Here is a 24,317-nt window from a genome sequence, read left to right on the forward strand (position 1 = left end):
CCCGTCACAAATGCCCTGAAAATGGGAGAGTGTGCGGAATTGAGCCAATCGGGTCGAGGTAGGCAGTGGGTGAGCGAATTCGGGACCTCTCAGCGGAAGGGCCGGGCCCTGAGCCGGCGGGGAGCCCGGACCGGCCGGTGGGAGCGAAGGGCGGCGCGGGCGGCGTTGGCGCCGGGCGCGCCGTGGACGCCGCCGCCCGGATGGGCGGTGGCCGAGGCGAGGTAGAGACCGCGGATCGGCGTCCCGGGGCGTCCCGTGCCGGGCACGGGACGGAAGAACAGCTGCTGGTGCAGGCTGGCGGTGCCCTGGTTGACGGCGCCTCCGACGAGGGAGGCGTTCAGCCGTTCCAGGTCGGGGGGACCGAGGACGCGCCGGGCGAGGACCGAGGTGCGGAACCCGGGCGCGAGGCGCTCGATGCCCGCCTCCACGCGCGCGGCCACGATGTCCTTCTCCCGCTCGTCCCACCGCCCCCGGAGACCGTCGTCGCCCGCGTCGCCCCTGATCTCCTGCGGCACATGCGTATAGCCCCAGGCCGACTCGGTGCCGGCCGGGGAGCGGGTCGCGTCGGCCGTGGTCATCTGGCCGAGGACGGTGAACGGCACATCGGGCACCCGCCCCGTCGCGAGCTGGGCGGAGTACCGGGTGAGAGCGTCGACGCCGTCGGCGACATGGACGGTCCCGGCGCCGTGCGCTCCCTCGGCCGTCCAGGGGATCGGACGCGCGAGGGCCCAGTCGACCTTGACCGTGGACAGATCCCACTGGAAGTGCCGCAGATCCGCGCGGAGCCGCGGCGGTACGTCCTCCTCCGCGACCAGCTGCCCGTACAACAGCGGTGCGGGCACGTCGGCGAGGACGGCGCGGCGTGCGGGGACCTCCATGCCGTCCTCGGTGCGGACGGCGACGGCCCGGCCGGCGCGCACGACGACGCCCGTCACCGTACGACGGCAGTGCAGGACTCCGCCGCGGGCCTGGAGCCGCCGGACGAGCGCACGGGTGAGAGCGGCCGCTCCACCGGTCGGCACGGGGAAGCCGTGGGCCTGGCCGAGCATGGACATGAGCCAGCCGAAGCCGCCTCCGAGGGCGGATTCGGGCCCCAGGTCGGAGTGGAGCGCGTTGCCCGCGATCAGGAGCCTGCCGCCTTCGCCGGCGAAGTGCTCCTCGCCGAACCGCCGGGCCGGCAGCAGCATGGCCCTGGCGAGTCGGAGACCGTCGGACGCGCCGGTGCGGGCGGCGAGCCGCAGCCCCGGCAGGACCGGCGGGAACGGGGTGAAGAGGCAGCCGACCAGATCGTCGCCGACCCGGCGCCAGAGGCGGTGGAGCCGTTCCCAGGCGTCACCGTCGGGCGCCGCGAAGCCCGCCAGGGACGCGGTCGTCCTCTCGAGGTCCCGGGAGAGCAGCGCACACCGGCCGTCGGGCAGCGGATGGGCGAGGACGGTCGGGGCGTGCGTCCAGCGCAGCCCCTGGTCCTCGAGCCGCATGTCCCGGATCACCGGGGAGGCGGCGGCCAGCGGGTAGAACGCGCTGAACAGGTCGTGGGTGTAGTCGGGATGGACACCGCGGTCACTGCGCACCGCTCCGCCCGGCTCGTCCTGGGCCTCCAGGACGACGACCCGCCACCCGGCGTCCGCGAGCACGTTGGCCGCCACCAGACCGTTGGGACCGGCGCCGACGACCACCGCGTCAGGCGTCGACACGGGGACCCTTCCTCCCCGGCCCCGCCTCGGTGTCAGGGTCCGCCTCCGGCCCGGACGCGGACTCCGATTCCACGAGTCGGGCCAGCCGGGTCAGCATGGTGCGGTGGCGCAGCTGGAGCGCGGCGTCCAGGACCGTGTTGTGCCAGCGTGCCGCCGGCCCGCTCAGCGGGTGCTCGTCCACGATGACGAGGGTGTCCTCTCCCCAGGCCTGGACCGAGAGGGCGATGCGGACGCTCCCCGACCTGCCGCCCATCGACTCCAGTTCGAGGCGCTCGCCGGGCTCGTACACGCGGGAGACGGTACGGCCGCGGTACTCCAGCGGCCCGAACCGCACCGTGTACCCGATCTCCGAACCCTCGGCGGGCCACCGCCCGTCCCGGTTCCAGGAGTCGTCGGTGCCGACCACCCACCGGGTGTAGAGGTCGCCGTCGCGCAGGACCGACCAGACCTCGGCGGGGGACTTGCGGATGAGCTGATGGCGCACGGCCATGAGAGGCCTCCTGTGACTCGTGAGCGGTGTCCGTTCACCCGCCACGACCGCCGTCCGGCGCCGCCGTGGTGCCGGACGGGGCGTAGAGGATGCCGGTCGTGGCGGGGGTCTCGCCGGGTGGTGACAGATAGCGGTGTTCCGTACGGAGGCCGATGGCCGTACGGACGAGGCCGGGGGCCACGGCGTACCCCCAGGTGAGGAGGCGCCCGGAGCCGCCGACGGTGACGCGCCTCCTGCGGTGCCGAACGGCGCGGACGACGGCCCGTGCCACGCGTTCGGGGCGGATGAGCGGGGGCAGTGCCCGCACCCGGCGACCGGTGACGTTGGCGGCGTGCCGGAAGAAGGGCGTGTCCACCCCGGCCGGCAGGACGCTGCAGACGGAGACACCGCGTTCCCCGGCGAGCGCCAGCTCCTGACGGAGCACGTCGTCGAACGTGACGAGGGCGGCCTTGGACATCGCGTACGCCGACATGTAGGGCGCCCGCACGACGCCGCCGAGGACCGAGGAGATGTCGACGAGGACGCCGCTGCCCTGGCCGCGCATGACGGGGACGGCGGCACGGGCCCCGTGGACCACCCCCATCACGTTGATGTCGAACAGTCGGCGTACGTCCTCGGGCGGCGTCCGGTCGGCCCGGCCGAGGATGCCGACGCCCGCGGCGTTCACCCAGACGTCGATCCGGCCGTGCCGCGCCGTCGCCGCGGCCGCGAGAGCCTCCACGGCCCGGGCGTCGGTGACATCGGTGGGAACGGCGAGCGCGTCGGCCGCGCGGTGCGCGTCCGCGCACTGCCGGGCCACCTCGTCAAGGACGGCCGCGCTGCGCGCGGCGAGCACGACCCGGGCACCCTGCCCGGCGAAGGCGAGGGCCACCGCGCGTCCGATCCCGCTGGAAGCGCCGGTGACCACGACGACCGGGGGGCGCCGCCTGCGGACCGTGCCACGCAGTCTCATGCAGCCGCGTCTGACCCCTTCCCGGGCACTTCATGCGCACGGGGCGGCGCTTTCCTCACGAGGAGGCGGGTTCACACCCCCGGCGCCGGGCCCGTCGAGCTCGCCGGGAGCCGTCCGGCGGAACCGCTCCAGGGTCTCCCGCGCCGCTCCGCGGACCGTTCCGCCCGGTCGGAGCTCGGCGGGAGCTCGTCGGGCGGTCGTCCGGAGTCCGTCGGGAGCTCGTCGGGCGGTCGTCCAGAGCTCGTCCGGAGCTCGTCGGGCGGTCGTGCGCGGGCGGACGTATGGTCCGCATATGGGTCAGTACCCCCGCCGCCGCCATGGTGTCCGGCCGTCGGCTCCCGGTACCCGTGCCCGCACGCACCGACGTCGGCCGACGCGGGTGGGTGAGCGACGTGGCTGAGCCCACGGATGCGGACGCCGGGGACGCCTTCGGCTCCGGGCGCATGGACGCCGTCCTCGCGGACGTGATGGCGGGCACCGGAGCCTCGATCGGAATGGTCTACCTCCGGGTTCCCGGGGACCGGATGCTGCGCCTCGCACTCGTGTCGGGCGTCTCCCGGGCGATCGCCGCTCCCTGGGTACGCATTCCCGCCGACGCCCCGATCCCGGTGGCGGACGCCATGCGGGACGGGAGACTCGTCTGGCTGGGGGGCCGGCAGGAGGTCGCCCACCGTTACCCGCGCCTCGGGATCGTGCTGCCGTACGACTTCATGCTGGCGGCCGCCCCGATCGCCGACGCCACGACCACCTGGGGCGGCTTCGTCCTCCTGTGGCCGGTCTGGCACGCGCCCCATCTCGACGAACACGAGCGCGCCATGCTCGACGGCTACTGCCGCCGGGCGGCGCGGGCCCTCCGGGAGGCGGCCGACCAGGGCCTCGCGCTCGACCCCGCCGAGCCCCGCGTCGTGCACGCCTCCCGGCCCGCCGAGGAGGACCCCGCCGTGGCGGTGGCCGCCGTCGACTTCGCGGAGCGGCTGCCCGTTGGCTGCTGCGCCCTGGACCTCGACGGCCGCATCACCTTCATCAACACCGCCGCCGCCGAACTCGTGGACGCCGGGGCGGCCGCGCTGCTCGGGCGGCGGCCGTGGGAGGTGCTGCTGTGGCTGAACGACCCCGTCTTCGAGGACCGCTACCGCGCGGCCGTGGTCACCCGGCGTCCGACGTCGTTCACGGTCGGGCGACCGCACACCTCGCTCCTCTTCACGCTCTATCCGGACAACACCGGCATCAGCCTCCACATCACCCGTGTGCCCGGACCGGCGGCGACGGACGCCGCCGGGGAGGCCGTCGTCGCGGCCGGCGCCGCGGTGGAAGCCCCCCGGTACGCCGAATCCATCGGCGCGGCCGCCGTGTACCAGCTCATGAACCTGGCGGCGTCCCTCGCCGAGGCGGCCGGTGTCCACGACGTCGTCGAACTCGTCGCCGACCAGATCGTGCCCGCCTTCGGTCCGCAGGGCCTCGTCCTGATGAGCGCCGACGAGGGGCGGCTGCGCATCATCGGTCACCGCGGCTACGACCTGGCGTTCATCGACCGCTTCGACGGTACGCCCCTGACGGCGGACGTCGCCGACGCGCAGGTGCTCTCCACCGGCCTGCCGGCGTTCTTCCCGACGCCCGACGACCTCCTCCGGGCCCACCCGAACTCCCCGCGCTATCCAGGGCGGAACGCCTGGGCGTTCCTGCCCCTGATCGCCTCCGGCCGTCCCGTGGGCTCCCTCATCCTGTCGTACGACCGGCCGCGTCCCTTCCCCGCGGCCGAGCGGGCGCTGCTCACCTCCCTGGCGGGACTGATCGCGCAGGCGGTCGCCAGGGCCCGGCTCTACGACGCCAAGCACTCCCTCGCGCGCAGCCTCCAGACGAGTCTCCTCCCGCACAGCCTGCTCCCGCTCCCCGGCGTCTCCGTCGCCGCCCGCTACCTGCCCGCGGGGCACGGCATGGACGTCGGAGGGGACTTCTACGACCTCATCCAGGCGACGCCCGCCGCCGTCATCGCCGTCATCGGCGACGTCCAGGGGCACGACTCCAACGCCGCCGCCCTCATGGGGCAGGTCCGCACGGCCGTCCACGCCCACGCGACGGCCGGCGCGTCTCCCGGCGACATCCTCGCCCGCACCAACCGGCTCCTGAAGGACCTCGACCCCGACCGGTTCACCAGTTGCCTGATCGCGGAGCTGGACCTCGCTCACCACCGGCTCCGGCTGGCCACCGCAGGCCACCCGCCACCGCTCCTGCGCCACCCCGACGGCCGTACCCGGCTGGTGGACGTGCCGCCGGGCCTCCTGCTCGGGATCGCCCCGGAGATCGAGTACGTGACCACCGAGGTGCCCTGGGAGCCGGGCTCCGTCCTCGCCCTCTACACCGACGGACTCGTGGAGAGGCCCGGTCTCGACATCGGGACGACCACGGCCCGGCTGGCCGACCGCTTCTCCCGGTCGCGGACCGAGGACCTCGAAGCCCTGGCCGACGGCCTGATCGGCCACGTCAAGGACGCCGCGCACCGCACCGACGACGTGGCTCTGCTCCTCCTCCGCGGCCGGCCCTGACGGGTGTGCGGCTTGCCGGACCTATCGAATATCGATAGATTGCTATCGCTGGTCGATAGAAGGAGACGTCATGGGAAAACTGAAGGTGCTCGCCCTGCGCGCCGTGCTCGCGATGCTGTTCGCCGGTTCGGTCTTCGTGGAGGCGGTGATGGTCCCGCTGCTCGCGAGCGACCTGAACGGGCTGAGGCCCGAGTACGCGTATCTGCGCACGCCGTTCCTCGTCATCATGGTCCTCGGCCTGCTGACGGCCCAGACCATCCTGGTCTCCGTGTGGCGCCTCGTGACGATGGTGCGGCGCGGAACGGTGTTCTCGCCCGCCGCCTTCCGGTACGTGGACGTCATCACCGGCGCCTTCGCCGTGGGCGCGGTCCTGGTGTTCGCCTTCGCTGTCGTCCTGGCACCGGGGGAGGCGGTCGCCCCCGGCATCGTCCTCCTGATCTGCGGCGCGAGCCTCGCGGTGCTCGGCATCGCGCTGATCGTGCTCGTCCTGAGGATGCTGCTCGCCCAGGCCGTGGACCGCGATGTCGAGGCGGCCCGGATGCGGGCCGAGCTCTCCGAGGTGATCTGAGTGCCCATCGTCGTGGATATCGACGTGATGCTGGCCCGGCGCAAGATGTCCGTGGGGCAGCTCGCGGAGCGCGTGGACATCACCCCGGCCAACCTCGCCGTACTCAAGAACGGCCGCGCGAAGGCAGTGCGCTTCACGACCCTCGCGGCCCTCTGCGAAGCACTGGAATGCCAGCCGGGAGACCTGCTGCGCTGGGAGGCGGAGGAGGAGGGGGAAGCGGTGGAGGAAGAGGAGACGCCCGACGCGATGGCGACCGTCGGCGAGCGGCGGTGAGGCGCTGTTCACCAGCGGTTATTCCGGTGCGTGGACAGGAGTGTCCGACTAGCCTTCCCCGCATGCCTCTTGAGATGAACGACGCCGTTCGCGGCCTGCTCGACGCCCCCCACCCCGGCGTCCTGTGCACCCTCAACCCCGACGGCGCTCCGCAGAGTTCGGTGGTCTGGGTCAGCCGTGACGGCGGCGAGCTGCTGATCTCCACCACACGGGGCCGGCGCAAGGAGCGGAACATACTCCGCGACCCCCGCGTCGGCCTGACCGTCTTCGACCCGGCCGACCCGGACCTGTACGTCGAGATCCGCGGCACGGCCGCCGTCACGGAGGACACCGGCCGCGCGTTCGCCGTCCGCGTCGCCGAGGAGTACCTCGGCCCGGGCGGCGGCAAGGAGTACCTGGAGGCCCCGGCGGAGCACGTCCGCGTCATCGTCCGTATCACCCCCACCAAGCTCATCGGCAGCGCCACCAGGTCCGCGTAGCCGTCCGTCGGGAGGACCGGGTGGGTGCCGTGGCCGGGATCGGCGCCGTGGCCCCGGGTCAGCGCCGCGGCACGTCGGCCGCCGGCGCCGTGACGATGCGGGGGAGGGCCCCGGGGTGCTCCCGCGTCAGCCAGTCGACGAGCTCCTCCCGTACGGCACAGCGGATCGTCCACAGATCGTCGGCGTCCTTGGCGGTCACGATGCCGCGCACGGTGATGCCGGTGGGCGAGGTATCCGTGACGGCGAGGTCCCATCCCCGCCCGTCCCAGGCGGCGTGGGTGCCGAGGAACTCCCGCAGGTGGGCCCGCATCAGCGCGACGGGCGCGGAGTGGTCGCAGTGGACGAACACCGACCCGGTCAGCTCGTTGCCGCCCCGCGTCCAGTTCTCGAAGGGCCGCGAGGTGAAGTACGAGACGGGCAGGGTCACCCGGCGTTCGTCCCAGGTCCGGACGGTGAGGAAGGTGAGGGTCACCTCCTCCACCGTGCCCCACTCCCCGTCGACGACCACGGTGTCACCCAGGCGCACCATGTCGCCGAAGGCGATCTGGAAACCGGCGAAGAGATTGCCGAGCGTGGACTGCGCCGCCACACCGGCCACGATGCCGATGATCCCGGCCGAGGCGAGCAGGGACGTGCCGAGCCCCCGGAACGACGGGAAGGTGACGAGGGCGAAGGCGGTGGCTAGCACGCCGATGACGACCGCCATCACCCGTGTGAGCAGCGTGACCTGCGTACGCACCCGCCGCAGCCGCGCCGCGTCCCGCGCACGCGCCGCGTACCGCGCGAACGAGGACTCGACGACGGCCGAGACGAACCGCACGGTCAGCCAGGCGCCGCCGCCGATCAGGCACAACAGCAGGAACCGGTCCACCCCTTCCGTGTGGTCGAGGAGCGCGGGCCACTCCGTCGCACGGTAGGTCCACCGGAACGCCGCGGTCAGCAGGACGACGTACAGCGGGGTACGGCAGCGCCGCAGCAGCCCCCACAGCGGGGTGTCGGGGTGACGCGCGTCCGCGTACCCCGCGAAGAGGTCCGCCGCGCGGCCGACGGCGAGGGCGAGCAGTGCCGAGCCGCCGAGGACGATCGCCAGTCGAACAACGCTTTCCATGGCTCCCCAGTCGATGAGTGGAACGTGGTCGTTCCTGACCGCCTCACCGCCGTGCCCCACACCAAACACACCGGGCCCCGAAGCGCCGCCCGCGACTACCGGACCCGCCAAAAAGGCGGGGCCCCGAAGCGCCGCCGACGTCCTACAGGCCCCGGCTCTCCATCACCCGCTGCTCGGCCTCCTCCACCTCGAAGCGCGCGGCGGCGTCACCGCCCGCGCGCCGTACCGCGCCGCGTACGAGAGCGAGGTAGAAGAGCGCCGGAGCGCACGGCGTCCAGGCCTCCGCCGGCTGGTCCGCGATGAAGCCGAGGACGGACTCCGGGTCCGCGGGGACGAAGGCGAAGCGGTCGTGCTCCCACTTGTCGGCGACACCGCGCGACCAGCGCCGCCGCAGGGTCTCCTCGTCCAGGTCCGGCAGGACCGCCCGGAAGAACGCCGCCCACTGGTTGTTGCCGAGGTCGAGCCCGAACCCCAGGAGTTCCAGGTCGACCTCGTCGGAGGCGTGGATCGCCAGCTCCTCGAAGAGCGCCCGGCGGGCCACCGCGTGGAGGCTGATCGGACCGCCGTCGGCCGGCAGGTCGTGATCGCGGGCGAGGCCCTCGTTGGCGGAGGAGTTCCAGCGGTCGCTGTTCAGACCGACGACCTTGACGCTGCGGTGGGAGAAGAGCATCCTGCCGTCCCGGCCCGTCTCCACCGCCACGTTCACCCCGAAGCTGCAGTTCATGAAGGCGGGCGCGTCGACCGGATCCCGGCCCTCCATGTACTGCTGACGCAGGGTCAGGCCGTTCTCCTGGCGCCGGTCGAGGTTGATGGACGTCGTGAGGAAGTCGTAGTAGTCGGCGTCCTGCAGTGTCATCGTGACCACGGGGTCCTCGGCGAGATGGGTCCGCGTCACCACGATCCGGTCCACCGCGAACCGCTTGTTGTTCCAGCGGTACGGCTGCCCGAGCGCCTCCTTGCGCTCCTCGGCCTCCTGTACGGCATGCCGCCACCCGGCGATCTCGGCCGGGAGTCCGACGCTCACCGGACGGTAGCGGATGCGGACGTCGTCCTCCTTGATGGGGCGGACGCCCTCACCCTCGAAGATGTGGCAGTCCGTCTCCCGGCCAAGCAGCGTGAATCTGTCTCGACTCATCAACTACCCCTTAAATAAGCTGTCTTCACATGGACTTGTGCAGAGGTCGGCACGGTGACCCGGACATGATACGGACGTGATGTGGTCGAGCACCTGGCGATGATCAGATCCGAGCGGGCCTCCGCCGCGCTGGTCGGCACGGTGGCCGTCGCCCGCCACGCCCACCCCCCGGGCACCCGCGGACTCCTGCCCGACCTGCGCAACGTGGCCGAGGTCCGGGAACGGTTCGCCGACGTCACCCGCGCGAAGCTCGGATTCGGCGACCACGTCCGTATCGACGGCGAGGGCGCCACCCGGCGCGCCGTCTGGGAGGGCCTCGACAGCTTCCTCGCCCACGACGCCGAACGGAAGATCCTCTACTGGACCGGCCACGGCCTCGACCGGGGCCGCGAGGGCTACTACCTGGCCTGCGAGGACTCCTGCGCCGACGGCCCCTTCGACCCCGCGCGGGCCGTCGCCCTCACCGACCTCGTGGACCGGCTGCTGCGGTCCGACACCGACACCGACACCCTCCTCGTCGTCGACGCCTGCTTCTCCCACGGCCACCTGCCCGCCGCCCTCGACCGCGCACTCGCCGTACAGCGCGAGAGCGTCGACCGGGCCCGCCGGCACCGCAGGAACGGCTTCGTCGTCGTCGGCACCTCCGGCCTCGACGCCTCCGCCCCCGAGGGCCGCTGGGTCGAATGGCTGGAACAGGTCCTCGGCGCACCCGAGTTCACCGCAGCCGACCACGCCCGCCCCTTCGACCCGGCGGCGCTCTACCTCCCCGTGCCGTACCTGCTCGAAGCCGTCGACGCGGCCGCCGAGACCTCCGGCATCGACGAGGCCGCACAGCGCCCCCATCACATCGAGGTGCGCGCGCTGCCCAACAACTTCCTCGCCAACCCGTACTTCGTCGACCCCCGCCGCACGATCCACACCCCCGCCGTGCTCCGCGACCGCACCCCCTGGTTCGGCACCGAGGAGTTCGGTCTCGAGGACGACGGCCATGTACGAAAGCACTTCGCGGGGCGGACCGGGGCCCTCAGCCGGATCGTCCGGTGGATGGACACCCACCCCAGGGGACTGCTCGCCGTCACCGGCCCCGCGGGCACGGGCAAGACGGCCCTGCTCGGCCGGCTCGCCCTGACCTCGCTGTCCGAGTGGCGCGACGCCCTCGGCCCCGACCTGCCGCCCGCCACCCTGCCGAGGACCGGCACCGTCCACGCGGCGCTGTCCTGCCGGGGCCGGTCGCTCCACTCCCTCACCGCGGCCCTGTGGCAGGTGCTCGCCCGCCTTGACGGCATGGAACCGCCGCCTCGGGGGACGGCGACACCGGAGGAGTGCCGCGACGCCGTCGACCGGCTCGTCGGCCGCGCCGGCTCCCTGAACCTGCTCTTCGACGCCCTCGACGAGGCGATGCCCGAGCAGGCCCACGAGATCGCCCGCCACCTGCTGAACCCGCTCTCGGCGCTGTGGGGAGTCCGCGTGGTCGTCGGCACCCGCCCCCAACCGCGCCGCCGGACCACGGTCCGCGTCCTGGAGGAGACACTGCTCGACACGCTCGACCAGTCGGCCGCGCCGCTCGTCCTCGGCGACGACGAGGAGGCGGGCCGCAGCATCGAGACCATGGTGCACTCCCTGCTCTCGGCGCCGGGGTCACCGTACGGGCAGCAGCACGCCCCCGCCCCCGGCTCCGAAGACGCTTCCGACACAGACACCTCCGACCCGGCCCCCGAGGACGACCGCCGCTGGACCGCCCGCCTCGTCGCCGCCCACAGCAGGGGATCCTTCCTGGTGGCCCGGCTCACCGCCCGCGAACTCGCCCGCCGCCCCCGCCCCGTGACCGAGAACGAACTCGCCGACTGGATGGCCCAGGGCGGCATGGGCCTGGACGAGCGGCTCGCCGAGGAGATCGAGCACCTCACCTCCCAGCCCGGTGCCGAGCGCGCCGAGGAGATCCTGCGCCCCCTCGCCGTCTGCCAGGAGCCGGGCCTGTCCCGGCGCGGACCGTGGCTCGCGCTCGCCAACGCCCTGCGCGACGAGGGGACCCCCGAGCTGACCACGGGCGACCTCCACCGGGTGGCCCTCACCTCGGCCGGCGGCATCGTCACCGCCCAGCACGTGCCCGAAGCGCAGGACACCTCCCACCACCTGGCGCACCCCAGCTACGGGGCACACTTCCTGCGACGCGCCGGGTTCGACGCCCCCGAGGCACACCGCAAGGTGGTGACGGCCCTCCGCGCCCGCGCCGCCGACGGCTGGCAGCACGCCGACACGTACACCCGGCACTACCTCGGCGCACACGCCGCCCAGGCGGGGCCCGAGGAACTGCGGGCGCTCTTCGACGACGTGGAGTTCCTGCTGCGGACCGACCCTGACGTCATGCTGCCCCTCGCCTCGGGTCTCGCCCGCGAGAGCGAGGGGGCGGCGGTGTACGGCAGGGTCGGCGCGGCGTTCCGCGCCCTCCCCGAGGACGGCGACCAGCGGGCCCGCCGCGCGCTGCTGCGGGCGGCGGCGTTCGTGAGCCACCGGGACACGGCATACGCCGCACTCACCCGCGACCCCGGCTTCCTGCCCTGGCAGGAGTACTGGACGGACCAGCCGCCCGACCCCTTCGAATGGCGCAGACCCGCCCCCCTCGGCGGTGCCCGCGCCCTCAGCTGGCACGGCGGTTCCGGCGCGGCGGACCTCCTCGCCGGCGCGACCCTGACGGCCGCGGGCCGCGGCGAGGTGCTCGTCCTCGACGCGGAGTCCGGCAAGCGGCTCCTCACCCGGCGCACCCGCACGGCCGACCGCGCCAGGGGCGAGGCACTCACCGAGGTACGGGACGTGGGCACCGGCCCCGACCGGACCACCGTCGCCCGCGACGACCAGGCCCTGTACTTCTGGCGCTCCGGCGCCCGGCTGCCCGAGTCCGTCTACCGGTGGGGCGGAACGGTGCGGACCCTCGCCGCGGCCGAACGGCGCGGCGAGACGGTGGTCCTCGCGGCCGACGGCGAACGCGTCTGGGCGTGGCGGTGGCGACGCGGAGCCGCACGGGAACGCGGCGGAAGCCTCGTCGACATCCGCATGTCCGACACCGAACGGCTCGCGGCGCTCACCCTCGGACCCCGCCTCTTCGTCCTGGCGGCCGGCCGGAAGGCGACGCTGCACGAGATCGACCGCGGCATGCGCGCCACCGGCCGGCTGCTCGGCGCGGGGGTCGAACTCGGCGAGCTGACGGCGCCCGCGTACGCGGCGGCCGCGGCGGCGGCCCCACCCGGCGGCCCCGACGGGCGCGCCCAGGGCTGGCTGGCCGTCGCGGACGGCAGCCGGGTCACGGTCTGGCTCTGCGAGACGAACCGCACGGCGCCCTCCGCGCCGCCCCAGGTCCACGAGGTGCTCGGCTTCGACTCGGCGGCCCGCGGCCTCGCTTTCGGCCGGCACGGCGACGACACGCTCCTCGCCGTCCACGAGGAGTTCGTCGTCCGCGTCCGCGACCTCCTGGACCCGAGCCGCGAGGCCCGGTTCGCGGTGAGCGACCCGAGGGACGAGGCGATGGCCTTCGACCCCGACGGACAGGGCGTCCTCGCCGTGGCCGACGGCCCCGACCTCCGCATGCTCCACGTGGGCTCCGCGCTCGCGTCCCGGCACGGCGTACCCCAGCGCGCCCACGACCAGCGCCCGGTGGTGGCCCTCGCCGACGCCCCCGGCGGCCCACCGCTGCTGTGCCGCGTGTGGGGCGAGCGGATCCTGGTCTCACGGCCCGCCCAGGACGCCCCGGCCGCAGCACCGGCCGAGACCCTCACCCACCTCGCACCGGTGTCCGCCGTGCGGGCCGCGCGCTGCGGGGACACGTGGATCGTGGCCGCGGCGGCCCGGCGGACGGTACGGCTCTGGGAGCTCGCCGACGACCTGACCGTACGGGCCACCCACGACCTCCGGCTCGGCGGCGACGCCGGCGAGCGCGTGCCGTCCCTCGGCCTCGTCGTCGACGAGACCACCGGCCGCATACGGGTGTACGCCCCGGACCGGCAGTGGATCGTCCACGCCGAGCTGCCCCTCGACGCGGCACGCGACTGGCGCAGGGGCGAGCCCCTGCCGGCCGGACTGCGCTCCCACGCCGTCGACGCGCGGACCATGCGCGACGGTACGAGCTGGCTCGCCGCCGACCTCGGCGACGAACTGCTGCTCTGGGAACACCGCGACGGACAGTTCGACCAGACCCTTCGGATCGCCCTGCCCGGCCGGGGCGAGGACGGGACCGGCGGAGGCCGCGACGCCCGGCCGGCCAGGCCGGAGGAGTGGGACCTGCTGCCCGTCCGCGCCGAGGACCACCAGGGCACCCGGCTCGCACTCGGCGAGTGGTACGACACCGACGACGAGGAGTCCGTCCCGCTGCTCGCCTGGGTCGACGCCGGCGCGGTGCACGTCGCCGAGGGCCTGCCCCGGGGGAAACGCCACCGTCTCACCGGCCCGGTCCGGGGCGTCACCTCGTTGGTCTTCGCCGGGCCCCCCGAACGGCCGCTGCTGCTCGTCTGCGACGAGCGCCGCGCCCCAGGCCTGTGGGACGTACGGGCCAAGGCCTGGCGGGACGGCGAGGCGGCGGTCCCGCCACGGGGCTACGCCGTACGGGCCGCGGACGCCGCCGCGGACCAGGAGGGCCTCGTCGTGGCCCTGCAGGGCGACCACCGCTGCGACCTCATCCGGCTGCCGCACGCCTTCTTCGACCGGGGCGCCGACGGCGCCCTCCGACACACGCAGGAACCCCGCGACGGGTGACGGAGGAGAGACAGAGATGAAGCACGACCTCGTGGTGTTCGTCCCGGGCATCCTGGGCAGCAGGCTGAGCCGGGACGGCAGGGACGTCTGGAACCAGTCCCGCCAGGCCCTGTTCTCGCTCCGCCGCCCGGGCCGCGCCCTCGTGGGCATCGCCCTGCCCCCGGACATCGGCGACGAACGCCCCGAACCCGGCAGCGCGCTGGTCGCCGAAGGACTGCTCAAGTCCCCCGACTCCCTGCCCGGCCTGCTCTCCTGCCTGGGCTACCCCGACGTCCGCGCGGCCCTCGGGGAACTCGCCGACGGCCAGTACGCGCCCTTCGCCTACGACTGGCGGCTCTCCAACCGGCTCACCGCCCACGACCTCAAGGAACACGTCACCCGCGCACTCACCCGCTGGCGCGAGCGGGTCGACACGTACTACCCCGACAGGACCGACGAGCCGAAGGTCATGCTCGTCTGCCACTCGATGGGAGGCCTCGTCGGCCGCTACTACCTGGAGTGCCTGGGCGGCAGGGAGACGGCAAGGTCGCTGGTCACGCTCGGCACCCCGCACCGGGGCGCGGCGAAGGCCGTCCCGTTCCTCACGGGCAACGGCGTCGGGCCCCTGGTCGGCGACGGCCGGATACGGAGCGCCGCTCTCGGCGCGGCCGGGAGACTGGTGAACGAGGCACTGCGCGAACTGGCTCTCACCCTGCCGTCCGTGGCGCAGCTGCTCCCCGTGTACGAAGCGGTCCTCGTCCCGGGCAAGGAGCGGCGGCGGACCCTCGACGACCGCCGCCACCCCGTCCCGGACCTGCCGACGGCGCTCGTCCGGGACGCCTTCGCCTTCCACGACGAGTTCGAGGCCGCGCGGGAGACGAACCGCCGCACCGACCCCGGCGGCCGGCTGCCGTACCGGGTGCACAGCCTCGGCGGCATGGCGCACCCCACGGTGCACGGCGTCATCCTCTCGCCCGACAAGCTGAGGTTCACCACCCGGCTGGACCCGGACCGCCCCTGGTCCGGGGACGGGACGGTGCCGAGGGACTCGTCCTTCGCCGGGTGGGCGCTGGACTACGAGGAGGACGGCGTCTGGAACGGATACCGCCACGCCGACATGGCGGGCGGCGGCTCCGTGGGCCACCAGCTCTCCGTGATCCGCGAGGGCAGACAGGCCCGCGACATGCTGGCGGGAGACGAGGAATTCGGCCTCGAAGTGCCCGAGTGCGCGCTCGCGGGGGAGCCCTTCGAGGTGTTCGCGACCGGGCCGGACCTCGCCGCACGCAACCTCCGGGCCACCCTCACCCGCGAGGGCCACACCCCCACCGCACCGGTCTCCTTCGCCCCCGACGGCGACGGGGACGGCGGCATGCGCGTGGAGCTGGTGGGCGGACCGGGGCTCTGGATCCTGGAGGTGTCCTCGGAGCGCCCGCGCCGGGTGTGCCGTGAGGTCATCACGCTCGTGGACCCGACGGGCTGACCCGGGAACGGGCCGCCCTCGCCTCAGCCGGGGAGCCCCTTGCGTGCGTCCTCGCTCCTGGCGGCCGCCGCGTGCAGCGCGCGGAGGGCCACCAGGAGGACGCCGATGTCGTCCAGGTAGACCGGGTCGGGGATCAGGTCGATCGGCGAGACGGTGTACACCACGGCTGTCCAGAAGAGGGCCTTGGACTGCAGGGGGACACCGGAGTCGAGCAGCAGCTTGCGGGCCCGGAAGACGCGTACGAGCAGCACGGCCGCGCATGCCGCCACCCCGAGCACGACCACCACGGCCACCACGAGCCAGAGCGAGCTGTCCATGTTCCTCCCCTGCCCTGCGTCGTGTGGTGTCTCGGGCCACGGTAGCCGCCCGCGCCCGTGAAGGGAGGCGAGGACCGCGGTGCCTCACTCAGTACGCGTTGTGTCGCCGGAGCTTGGCCGGGCGTCCGTCCGGGTCCACCAGGAGGCGGTACGGCGGCATGGCCAGGCCACGGGTCAGGCGGGACATGTCCGGCGGGCGGTAGGCCCGCAGCCGGCCGGGCGGCCGGGGACCGCGGCGGCCGCCCTCGTACCAGGCGTCCAGGGCCGAGGCGCTCGCGGCGAAGGCGTCGAAGGCCCGCGCGGGATCGCAGAGCTGCTCCGGGCCGGAGCCGGGAGACGGCTCCCCGCCGCCCGGGTCGCCCAGGTGCTCGCGGGAGAGCTCAAGCCGCAGGTCCCTCGCGAAACGGCGGGCCTGGTCCCCGAGCCCACCGGGGTCGCGTGGCTCACGCGGGTCGGGACGGTCGTCCAGGACGACGCAGTTGAGCTCCGAATCATGGGTCCACGAGCGGAGGTTGATGTTGTCGGACCCGACCGAGGCCCACACGTCGTCGATCAGACACACCTTGGCGTGCACGTACACGGGAGTCCCGGCGGCGTTCTCGAGGCCGTACACGGCCACCCGCCCGCCGCCCCCGCGACGCAGCCGCTCAAGGGCCGTGACACGTCCGACCAGGTTCATCGGCAGCGTGAGCCGTCCGTCCTGCTCGGGGACGCTCGGTATGACGGCGATCAGACGCAATCCGGGGTTCTCGTGCAGGGCCCGGGCGAAGAACCCCACGACGTTCGGCGACCACAGGTACTGGTCCTCCAGATAGATCAGCGACCGCGCCCGGCGCAGGGCCTTCAGGTAGCTGCGCGCGATGCTGCGCTCGCCGTCGGGAGCGAAGGGATAGCCCCGCAGGAGCCGGTTCGGGTAGGTGCGAAGCACCTGCACGGTGTGGTCGCCGCACGGCTCGGGGTCGGGCAGCTGGGGCGGCAGCTCCCCGGCGGCGGTGTCCTCGTGGTGCACGATCTCCCGGAGGCGGACCAGGGGGCTGCGGCTGAGGGGCGAGGGATCCTCCCACCGCTCGCGGAAGGTGGCCTCCAGGTCGCCGACCGCCGGGCCGCGGATGGCCAGCTGGACATCGTGCCAGGGAGGCCGGCGGGCGTAGGCCGAAGCGAACGGCACCGCCTGCGGGTCGCCGCGGTGGGAGGCGTCGTCGTTGCGGCTGTGGCACAGGTCGATGCCGCCGATGAACGCGACGTCGAGGCCGGGCCGCCCGGGGTGGCGCAGGACGACGAGCTTCTGGTGGTGCGAGCCGCCCGGCCGTACCCGCATGTCGAGCAGGCACTCGGCCCCGGCCTCCTCCAGCTTCTCGCCCAGGTGGCGGTTCTCGCTCTCGCTGAACTGGAACTTGTCCAGGTGGGAGCGCCAGACAAGCCCTTTCACGATCACTCCCCGCCCGGCCGCCTCACGCAGGACGGCGCTGATCTCCGTACCGGGGCCGTCGAGACGTTCGTCGGGGTCGCCGCGCCAGTCGGTGAAGAGCATCAGGTCACCGGAGCGCTGCGCCCGGACCGCCCGGAGGAGCTCGGCGAAGTAGACCGAGCCGTGGACCAACGGCCGGACGTCGTTGCCGCAGGTCCATGCGGCCCGGTCGGGATGGCGCCGGTCGAGCCGGGTCGAGCGGTTCCCACGTTCACGTACGGTGAGCATCCAGTCGCTGTACCTCACGGTGGCCTCCACTGAGCGGAGTACCCGCTCACCGGAGGCCGATGCGAAGGGCGGCGCCGACGCCGACGTGGATCAGCGGAACTCGTGGACCACCTGGATCTCACCGACCAGATGAGCGTTGAACTCGTCGAGGTCCTCGGCAGGGACCCACAGCTCCAGGATCGTCCGCCCCCCGACCTGCTGGACGGGATAACGGCTCAGGAACGCGGAGTCGACCTCGAAGCGGGTCACGAAGCCGGCACCGTCGTGCTTCACGTTCCAGTCCCTCGCGATCCGGATCGCGTACTCCTCGTCGAGGACGGGGTAGAAGATCGGCTGCTCGGGGAGCCGAGGCGGCCAGGCACGCCAGCTGAGCCGCCGGACCAGGTCCAGCTCCTCGGGCCCGGTGGGGCGCCAGAGGGTCGTCGTCGCTTGCCGGCTGGTCATGGTGTGTACATCGCTCTCTGGATGGTGAAACCGCTGTGGCGGGTGAGGCGGGACGATACCGGCGGCGGGAAGGGGAAGGCCACGCGGTTTCCGCCCCGGCGCCGGCGAGGGTCAGCTCGCCGTCCTGCCGGTACGAGGCGGCGCTGCCGGAGGAGAAGGCGCTGCCGACCACGATCACGTGGTAGCCGGTGCCCTGCCTGTGGCATCACGCGGCATCTGCAGCCAGACCTTGAGGCGGTCGAGAACCGTCGCCGCCTCCGTGTCGTCTATCGCCTGCGAGATCCGAGCCCGCAGTGTCGCGATCGCCGGGGTGGTCACGTCCCCGGCGTGAACGTACGCCTGCTCGATCACGAAAGCTCCCCCCGGTCAACTCCCTTGTCTCCACCATGGCGTACGGAACCCGCCGCAGGTGGTGCAACCAGGGAACGGAGCAACCCCGTACGTCCGGCGCACGCTCCCCGCCTCGATGAAGGTGCCAGAGTCGACGGGAGCTGGTCGGCGACGACACAGGAACACGTGATCTACGAGTCGCGCCTGGAGCTCACGCGGCTACTATTCGCCTCGTCTAGATCCGGTACGCGCTCGGGATCAGGGGCTCGGGGTCGTGGCGTCCTGCCGCTCCCGGCGCCCGGTGCCCGGCCTCGGCAGCGCGGGTGGCGAGGTCGTCGAGGAGTTGGACGAAGCGGTGCTGGAGGAAGGCGCAGTCGTCCGGCGAGTTGCCCAGGACGGTGACGCCGAGCTTGCCGAAGGGTTCGAGGGCGGTCCAGAAGTGGGGGACCACTCCGCGGGCGCGCGTGTGGTCGAACGCCAGGTCCGGCCGGCCGTTGAGGGCGCGGATCACGTGGGAGGGTCTGAGTCCCCGGTAGGCCGGGGAGACCAGGCCGTCGGTCCCGGTGTAATGCACCTCGGCACCGCGGTGGGTCAGTCGGCCGTCGTTGTGCCAGGTTCCCGGGACGAGGGCACGGACGGTGCGGTGGGGGTGGGTGGTGCCGGTCTGACGTAGGTTCAGTTCGACGGCTCGCACGTCCCACTGGCCGCTGAGGTCCTTACGGGCGAGGAAGTCGACGCCGATGTGCCCGCGCACGCCGGCCCGGGCGAGGTGGCTCGCGGCGGTGAGGGACATCGCGCTGATGGCCTCCCGGTAGGCGGCGGAGGCCGGGAAGCGGCAGCCGAGGTACTGCAGGTCCTCGCCGAGGGTCTGCTCGTGGGTGCCCAGGAGCTGTACACCGGATTCACCGTCTGTGCCGTGGCCGATGAACAGCAGGGCACTCGGGGATCTCTTCTCTCCCTCCGGTGGGGTGTCGAGGTACTGCTCGATGATTGCGCCGTTGGCCGACAGACCCGCGAGGAACTGGCCGCGTGAGATGGTCCCGGTCAGTGGTCTGAGCGCTTGCAGTGCCGCCAGGGCTGCCGCATGGGTGGCCTCGGTGGCCGTCACGACGGCCAGGCCGTGACCCGAGCCGTAGCCTTCGTTGATCTTCAGCAGCCATCTGCCGGGCCCGTGGGAGCGGGTCAGGTCTGCTATCTGCCGGGCCAGTTCCGGCAGTTCGAAGGCGGCCGTGTAGGTGCCGGGAGCGTGGGCCAGACCCGCAGTGCGGAAGAGTTGCCTGCTGCCCGCCTTGGATCCCAGCTCCAGGGTCCGGGTGGGAGTCTCCCGGCATTCCAGGCCGAGGCGGTTCGCGAGTTCGTCCATGCGGGCGCTGGCCTGGTAGCACGACAGCGGCTCGACCGTCTGGCCGCGCTCCCTGGTGCGCGTGAGCAGGTCCCGCACCTGCCGCAGCAGGTCCGGTCGCTCCAGCAGTTTCTCGCTCAGGTGCCGGTCGGAGTCGTCGTCGACGGCGAGGAGGGCGTGTCGAAGCCTCCGGTCACCGGACCCGGGACCGCCCGGCGGCACGAGTCCGAGCACGTACTGTTCGACGGACCGCGGCACCGCTGGTGCCTGGAACATCAGCAGGGCCAGGTCCGGCTGCGTCCCGACGTCCAGAGACTCCCATAGTCCCCGAACACAGGAATACCAGCGGCCTACTCCCTGGGCCATCTCCAGGTCCGAGAACTCCTGGGAGGGACAGGAGATCCGCAGCCGCAGCTGTGGATGGCGGGCCAGGTACAGCTCGAACAGTTCGATCCGTTGACTGATGTCAGGAGTGGGCACGGCACACCGCCCTTTCGCCGCCGAAGGCGGGCACTGGTCGGGCGTCTGTGCGCCCGGGTGGATCTCAGCTGAGGGACGTCGCCCGCGCATGGCCCAGATCGTCCGCGCGGCACTGGTTCAGTACCTCGGCGACGGGCCGGACGTAGCAGGCCAGCTGTCCCCGGGAAAGGAGCCCGAGGGAGGATGGCCGGGCCGGCCAGGTGCCGGCCGGCCGGCAGTGCATCTCCGTGTCACCGGCCCTGACCACGGTCAGCGACCCGCAGGGGGTGCGTTCCTCGTCCAGGATGACCGGGACCGTCTCATGGAGCCGGTAGCCGGTGATGACGAGGCACCCCGCCACCACGGCCACCCCGTGGACCACCGGTGCGCGGTCCGTCAGGCTGATCTGCGTGGTGGACACCACCCGCACCCTCGCCCCGGCCGGGACGTCCGTGGTGATCCGCGCCCCCGGGTCGATCACGCAGTCGTCGCCCACGCACACCGGCCCGAACACGCACACGTCGCCGCCGATCTGCACGCGGCTGCCGATCCGCGGGTGCCGGCGCGGGCGGAGGAACCCGTCGGAACGCGTGACGATGTCCCTCGCCCCGAGGACGATGTTCTGCAGGAAGTAGCAGTCGTCGCCGATCTCGCAGTCCTCGCCGATGACCGTCCCCGAACCGTGGTCGACCACGAAGCGGCGGCCGATCGCGGCACCGGGATGGATCTCTACCCCGGTGGCGCGCCGGGCTTCCTCGGAGATCCGGCGGGCCTGCGCCGCCAGGAGGCCGGCCGGCAGCCCGGGTATGCGCAGGGTCCCCACGGCGTGCGCCAGCCGGTGGGCCATCACCGACCGGAAACTGAGGTAGCCGGAGTAGATGTACCACTGATCGCCGTGCGCCGCGGCATCGCGCCCCGCGAACGCGGCAAGGTCCTCGGCCACCTGGCCTGCGACACGCGACAGCACCAGCCGCACCACCCGCTCGGGCAGCTCCGGACCTGGGGCCGGGCCGAGCCGGTTCACGATGCCGCGCAGATCCCGTTCGATGACAGACCGAGGGATCGCTGCAGATGACATGACTGTCCTCTCGTCCGACGGAAGCTGGGACGAAGCCCTCTCGATTGTCAGCCCCACCCGCCCGATACTCCCCCGAACGGAGCCATCCGAGTGATCCTGAGCCCCCCCACCTGCGAGGATCCCAATACTTCGTCCCGGGAGGTTTGGAAACTCCGCGGCCGGTCGGTCGCCGTCACCGCGGGACGTGTTGCCGCGCTGGCCCCAGCTGCAATCTCGATAATCGGAGTTACACCGTTTCTGGTTCTGGCTCTGTCCCGTAATCGGCTCTGGCACAACTTCTGTGGTCTCGAGCCGAAGCTCGGTGTCTGAGGCCGAAGTACGCCCAGCATCGGCAGGATCTCGTCGGGCCGCTGCTGACGATGACGGTCCTGCTGCTCTCCTTCGTCCTGGTCACCGCCAACGGCTCCTACGGCAAGGCCGAGGTCGCCTCCCGGGGCGAGCCCCGTGCCCTGGACCAGCTCGTCGAGACCGCCGAATACGCCCCGGCGGCCGAGCGGGCCCGTGTCCAGGCCGACGCCGTCTGCTACGCCCGTGCCGTGCGCACCCGGGAATGGCCCGCCATGGCCGACGGCAACGGATCACCGGCTCCCAGCGTGGGGTCGGGCTGTGTCCGGGCAGGTCAGGGCCGGTTTTGGTGCCGGTCTGGTCATGCGGCGAGGGCGAGGTTCCGGTGTTCGGCGTTGTCCTCCTCCTCTCCCGGTAGGAGGGCCCGGCCTGGGCGTTTGCGGTGCGGGATGACGAGACCGGTGTTGATGTAGGCGCCGTCGGCCAGCACGGTCATGCCCTCGCAGACAGCGGCCGGGCCGGAGTCCCCCCAGGCCTTCGTATCCGCGGTGTTGCCGGGTACCGTCCGGGCCGCCGCGATCACCAGCTTGGTGTCGGCGTCGATGATGACCTGCACGTTCGCCGAGAACCGGTAGGTGCGTGAGGACGCGCCGGTGGTGCGGTCGCGGACCGGGATCAGCGTGCCGTCCACGATCCACAGCCGGTCGACCGCGTCGGTGGGGCGGGGGCCGGCTCGATCGCGAGCAGTGGCCGCAGCCGCTGGATCACGCGGCAGACCGTCGCAGGCGAGACGCCGAACAGCGGCGCGAGCTGCCGCATGGTGAGGTTCGTGCGGTAGTAGACGGCCGCCGGCAGCACTCGGGCGGCCAGCGGCAGGCACCACGGCCGACCGCCACCGGGCCCGTTTCCGCCCCCTTCCCGCACGACCTTCACCAGCCGCTCGAACTGCCGCACCCGCAGACCCGTGAACGCCTCCGCCCACAACAGATCGGCCCTCAACACCCCACGCGCGCAAGAAAGATGCTCGCTTCGCAGGCTTCTGCAACACGTTTTAGACTGCGACGATGGAACACCTATCCGCTACGCCCGAGAGCCGCACCCGGCCCTTGGCACCGGTCCGGGCGAACGACTACGACAGCTTCGCCGAGGCGTACTCCGCGGTGAACGAGCGAAGCGTCGTGAACGCGCACTACGAGCGGCCCGCGATGCTGGCCCTCGCCGGAGAGGTGGCCGGACGCCGGATCCTGGACGCCGGATGCGGCTCGGGCGCCCTGTCCGCCGCGCTCCGTGACCGGGGTGCGGTCGTCACCGGCATCGACGCGAGCGCAGGGATGCTGGAGCTGGCCCGTCGGCGGCTGGGCGACGACGCGGCCCTGCAGGTGGTCGATCTGAGCGACCCCCTGCCGTTCGCCGACGCCGCGTTCGACGACGTGGTCGCGTCGCTGGTGCTGCACTACCTGGAGGACTGGGGCCCGACACTGGCCGAGATACGGCGGGTACTCAAGCCCGGCGGCCGCCTGATCGCGTCGGTGGACCACCCGTTCGTGGCCTATACGTTCAGTGAACCCCGCCCCGACTATTCCGCGACCACCAGTTACACGTTCGACTGGAGGCTCAACGGCCGGTCCACCCCGATGAGGTTCTGGCGCAGGCCGTTGCACGCGATGACCGACGCCTTCACCACCGCCGGCTTCCGCCTCACCGCCATCAGCGAGCCACAGCCCGACCCGGCGGCCCGTGAGCTGTTCCCCGACGACTTCGAGGCCCTGTCGACGAAGCCCTGCTTCCTGTTCTTCGTGGTCGAGGTACCTCCGTCGGCCACCGGCTCGGACATCTAGACGGCTCCTGTCGTGTCACCGCGCGCACCAGCCGATGACGCCCGCGAGGTCGAGAGCGGCGAGGCGGACGGAGCCGGTTCTGCGGCCTGCGTGCCCGGTCGGCGGCGACGCTCAGTCGTCAACGCGGGGCGGAGGCCGGACCTCTCTTCCGGGCGTCCAGGCCGAAGGCGCACTTCCGTGGCCCGGGCCGGTGCAGATAGGGGTGGCGTCCACCTCGTACGACAGGCCCTCCGGATACCGGGCCCGCTGCCTGAGCCGTTCCCGCCGGGACCGGGCACCGCCTCGGCGGGGATGAGGTCGGGGCCCGGGCGTCAGGCGATGAGCGAGCGGCCGGTGGGCGACAGTCGAAGTATCTGCGGCGGCGCCGTCTGTTCGCGCTCGACGGCCGGCAGGATCTCGTCCCGCAGCGGGGGATGGGCCCGCATGTCGGCGAGGTGCCGACGGTGCGCGGCCTCGTCGGGATACGCGGTGAAGACCGCGGCGACGTTCTCGCCGGTACGGACCGGCAGCCTGGTGAACGTGTTGTGCGCGGGTTCGGTGGCCAGGAGGGCGAGCGGCGCGGGCCCCGTCTCCGCGAGCAGGGGCAGGACACCGTCCCGGATCAGTGCGATGCCGTCGTTCCGTCCGGGAGGGAACGCCCACAGGGTGGCGGCCATGAACCGGTCCGGTGGCGTGGCGCCGACCGGCGGCCGGGCGGCCGGGGACACGGCGAAGCCGCTGCCGGCCGTCACGGGGCGCAGCAGCAGGACGTCGTCCGAGTCGATCATGGTGTCGTTCGCCCGGGGCCCGTGGTCGGACCAGGCGGGACCCCCGTAGAAGGCCGTGAGCGCGCGGTGACGTGCCGCCATGTCCGTGAAACCGCGCAGCCACACGAAGCGGTCCGGGTCGTCGAGGTCGCGGAACTGGCCGAGCACGCTCATCCCGGCCTCCTCCTGCGTTTCGATGAACTCCCGGTCGAACAGCTCGATGAGCTCGTCGCGGCGGCGCGGCCGCAGCGTGTACTGACGGAGTTCGATCACGGCGAGCGACGGACCGGAGAGGTCGGTGGGCACAGCGGGACTCCTGTTCGGCATTCAGGGGTGAG

At 72.9% G+C, this 24,317-nt stretch carries 20 protein-coding genes and 1 pseudogene; 8 read left to right on the forward strand and 13 right to left on the reverse strand.

Annotation, left to right across the window (positions count from 1 at the left end):
* Positions 1-89: 89 nt before the first annotated feature.
* The 3 genes from ACZ4VK_RS10260 to ACZ4VK_RS10270 are packed head-to-tail and all read right to left on the reverse strand — an operon-like array spanning position 90 to position 3,136.
* The gene (locus ACZ4VK_RS10260) at positions 90-1,694 is read right to left on the reverse strand and encodes a phytoene desaturase family protein (RefSeq protein ID WP_468350486.1); all 1,605 of its coding nucleotides are present in this window, start codon (positions 1,692-1,694) and stop codon (positions 90-92) included.
* Complete coding sequence (locus ACZ4VK_RS10265; RefSeq protein WP_468350489.1) at positions 1,681-2,184, reverse strand: SRPBCC family protein; 504 nt, start codon at positions 2,182-2,184, stop codon at positions 1,681-1,683. The genes ACZ4VK_RS10260 and ACZ4VK_RS10265 overlap by 14 nt, the downstream gene beginning before the upstream one ends.
* Positions 2,185-2,218: 34 nt before the next feature.
* Entirely contained in the window at positions 2,219-3,136 is a 918-nt protein-coding gene (locus tag ACZ4VK_RS10270) for an SDR family NAD(P)-dependent oxidoreductase (protein ID WP_468350491.1), read from the reverse strand.
* 392 nt (positions 3,137-3,528) lie between these two features.
* On the opposite strand from ACZ4VK_RS10270, the gene ACZ4VK_RS10275 reads away from it, so the two are divergent.
* From ACZ4VK_RS10275 to ACZ4VK_RS10290, 4 genes are all read left to right on the forward strand, one after another.
* Positions 3,529-5,679, forward strand: coding sequence for a SpoIIE family protein phosphatase (locus ACZ4VK_RS10275; RefSeq protein WP_468350493.1), 2,151 nt, complete (start codon positions 3,529-3,531; stop codon positions 5,677-5,679).
* A 70-nt stretch (positions 5,680-5,749) separates the two neighbouring features.
* Positions 5,750-6,247, forward strand: a complete 498-nt coding sequence (locus tag ACZ4VK_RS10280; RefSeq protein WP_468350495.1) for a DUF2975 domain-containing protein — start codon at positions 5,750-5,752, stop codon at positions 6,245-6,247.
* Complete coding sequence (locus ACZ4VK_RS10285; protein ID WP_468350497.1) at positions 6,248-6,520, forward strand: helix-turn-helix domain-containing protein; 273 nt, start codon at positions 6,248-6,250, stop codon at positions 6,518-6,520. It abuts the gene before it with no gap.
* A 62-nt stretch (positions 6,521-6,582) separates the two neighbouring features.
* A complete protein-coding gene (locus ACZ4VK_RS10290) occupies positions 6,583-6,999 on the forward strand; it encodes a PPOX class F420-dependent oxidoreductase (protein ID WP_468350499.1) in 417 nt (138 codons plus the stop codon).
* 58 nt (positions 7,000-7,057) lie between these two features.
* Here ACZ4VK_RS10290 and ACZ4VK_RS10295 read toward each other — a convergent pair whose 3' ends face one another.
* Together ACZ4VK_RS10295 and ACZ4VK_RS10300 are read right to left on the reverse strand one after the other, a co-directional pair.
* Positions 7,058-8,107 carry a mechanosensitive ion channel family protein gene (locus tag ACZ4VK_RS10295; RefSeq protein WP_468350501.1) on the reverse strand — a complete coding sequence of 350 codons (1,050 nt, stop codon included), beginning with the start codon at positions 8,105-8,107 and terminating at the stop codon, positions 7,058-7,060.
* A 142-nt stretch (positions 8,108-8,249) separates the two neighbouring features.
* Positions 8,250-9,242, reverse strand: a complete 993-nt coding sequence (locus ACZ4VK_RS10300; protein ID WP_468350502.1) for a translation initiation factor 2 — start codon at positions 9,240-9,242, stop codon at positions 8,250-8,252.
* An 81-nt stretch (positions 9,243-9,323) separates the two neighbouring features.
* Here ACZ4VK_RS10300 and ACZ4VK_RS10305 point away from each other — a divergent pair, with 81 nt between their 5' ends.
* Positions 9,324-13,985, forward strand: a complete 4,662-nt coding sequence (locus ACZ4VK_RS10305) for a peptidase C14 caspase catalytic subunit p20 (RefSeq protein ID WP_468350504.1) — start codon at positions 9,324-9,326, stop codon at positions 13,983-13,985.
* A 16-nt stretch (positions 13,986-14,001) separates the two neighbouring features.
* Positions 14,002-15,444 carry a lipase family alpha/beta hydrolase gene (locus ACZ4VK_RS10310; protein ID WP_468350505.1) on the forward strand — a complete coding sequence of 481 codons (1,443 nt, stop codon included), beginning with the start codon at positions 14,002-14,004 and terminating at the stop codon, positions 15,442-15,444.
* Positions 15,445-15,467: 23 nt separating this feature from the next.
* Here ACZ4VK_RS10310 and ACZ4VK_RS10315 read toward each other — a convergent pair whose 3' ends face one another.
* From ACZ4VK_RS10315 to ACZ4VK_RS10340, 6 genes are all read right to left on the reverse strand, one after another.
* Complete coding sequence (locus tag ACZ4VK_RS10315; protein WP_468350507.1) at positions 15,468-15,761, reverse strand: YkvA family protein; 294 nt, start codon at positions 15,759-15,761, stop codon at positions 15,468-15,470.
* Between the two features lie 88 nt (positions 15,762-15,849).
* The gene (locus ACZ4VK_RS10320) at positions 15,850-17,475 is read right to left on the reverse strand and encodes a phospholipase D family protein (RefSeq protein ID WP_468350508.1); all 1,626 of its coding nucleotides are present in this window, start codon (positions 17,473-17,475) and stop codon (positions 15,850-15,852) included.
* A 72-nt stretch (positions 17,476-17,547) separates the two neighbouring features.
* Complete coding sequence (locus ACZ4VK_RS10325; protein ID WP_468350510.1) at positions 17,548-17,901, reverse strand: hypothetical protein; 354 nt, start codon at positions 17,899-17,901, stop codon at positions 17,548-17,550.
* A 174-nt stretch (positions 17,902-18,075) separates the two neighbouring features.
* The gene (locus tag ACZ4VK_RS10330) at positions 18,076-18,252 is read right to left on the reverse strand and encodes a hypothetical protein (protein WP_468350512.1); all 177 of its coding nucleotides are present in this window, start codon (positions 18,250-18,252) and stop codon (positions 18,076-18,078) included.
* A 214-nt stretch (positions 18,253-18,466) separates the two neighbouring features.
* The gene (locus tag ACZ4VK_RS10335; protein WP_468350514.1) at positions 18,467-20,053 is read right to left on the reverse strand and encodes a hypothetical protein; all 1,587 of its coding nucleotides are present in this window, start codon (positions 20,051-20,053) and stop codon (positions 18,467-18,469) included.
* 64 nt (positions 20,054-20,117) lie between these two features.
* Positions 20,118-21,110, reverse strand: a complete 993-nt coding sequence (locus ACZ4VK_RS10340; protein ID WP_468350515.1) for a serine O-acetyltransferase — start codon at positions 21,108-21,110, stop codon at positions 20,118-20,120.
* A gap of 305 nt (positions 21,111-21,415) precedes the next feature.
* Here ACZ4VK_RS10340 and ACZ4VK_RS10345 point away from each other — a divergent pair, with 305 nt between their 5' ends.
* Positions 21,416-21,868 (forward strand): bestrophin-like domain, encoded by a 453-nt coding sequence (locus ACZ4VK_RS10345; RefSeq protein ID WP_468350823.1) that lies wholly within the window; start codon positions 21,416-21,418, stop codon positions 21,866-21,868.
* Here ACZ4VK_RS10345 and ACZ4VK_RS10350 read toward each other — a convergent pair.
* Positions 21,772-22,430, reverse strand: a pseudogene (locus tag ACZ4VK_RS10350) (transposase family protein); the annotation flags it as partial. The gene ACZ4VK_RS10345 and the pseudogene ACZ4VK_RS10350 overlap by 97 nt on opposite strands.
* Before the next feature lie 29 nt (positions 22,431-22,459).
* Between ACZ4VK_RS10350 and ACZ4VK_RS10355 the strand changes: the two are divergent.
* Positions 22,460-23,233, forward strand: coding sequence for a class I SAM-dependent methyltransferase (locus tag ACZ4VK_RS10355; RefSeq protein WP_468350517.1), 774 nt, complete (start codon positions 22,460-22,462; stop codon positions 23,231-23,233).
* A 311-nt stretch (positions 23,234-23,544) separates the two neighbouring features.
* Here ACZ4VK_RS10355 and ACZ4VK_RS10360 read toward each other — a convergent pair whose 3' ends face one another.
* Positions 23,545-24,285 (reverse strand): NIPSNAP family protein, encoded by a 741-nt coding sequence (locus tag ACZ4VK_RS10360; protein WP_468350519.1) that lies wholly within the window; start codon positions 24,283-24,285, stop codon positions 23,545-23,547.
* Positions 24,286-24,317 lie beyond the last annotated feature (32 nt).

The sequence above is a fragment of the Streptomyces sp. NPDC028711 genome (genome assembly GCF_055565415.1).

Coding starts and splice junctions, on each gene's coding strand:
- ACZ4VK_RS10325 (WP_468350510.1), bottom strand. CDS start 17,901: ATGACCAGCCGGCAAGCGACGACGACCCTCTGGCGCCCCACCGGGCCC.
- ACZ4VK_RS10290 (WP_468350499.1), top strand. CDS start 6,583: ATGCCTCTTGAGATGAACGACGCCGTTCGCGGCCTGCTCGACGCCCCC.
- ACZ4VK_RS10280 (WP_468350495.1), top strand. CDS start 5,750: ATGGGAAAACTGAAGGTGCTCGCCCTGCGCGCCGTGCTCGCGATGCTG.
- ACZ4VK_RS10315 (WP_468350507.1), bottom strand. CDS start 15,761: ATGGACAGCTCGCTCTGGCTCGTGGTGGCCGTGGTGGTCGTGCTCGGG.
- ACZ4VK_RS10270 (WP_468350491.1), bottom strand. CDS start 3,136: ATGAGACTGCGTGGCACGGTCCGCAGGCGGCGCCCCCCGGTCGTCGTG.
- ACZ4VK_RS10265 (WP_468350489.1), bottom strand. CDS start 2,184: ATGGCCGTGCGCCATCAGCTCATCCGCAAGTCCCCCGCCGAGGTCTGG.
- ACZ4VK_RS10300 (WP_468350502.1), bottom strand. CDS start 9,242: ATGAGTCGAGACAGATTCACGCTGCTTGGCCGGGAGACGGACTGCCAC.
- ACZ4VK_RS10340 (WP_468350515.1), bottom strand. CDS start 21,110: ATGTCATCTGCAGCGATCCCTCGGTCTGTCATCGAACGGGATCTGCGC.
- ACZ4VK_RS10310 (WP_468350505.1), top strand. CDS start 14,002: ATGAAGCACGACCTCGTGGTGTTCGTCCCGGGCATCCTGGGCAGCAGG.
- ACZ4VK_RS10355 (WP_468350517.1), top strand. CDS start 22,460: ATGGAACACCTATCCGCTACGCCCGAGAGCCGCACCCGGCCCTTGGCA.
- ACZ4VK_RS10295 (WP_468350501.1), bottom strand. CDS start 8,107: ATGGAAAGCGTTGTTCGACTGGCGATCGTCCTCGGCGGCTCGGCACTG.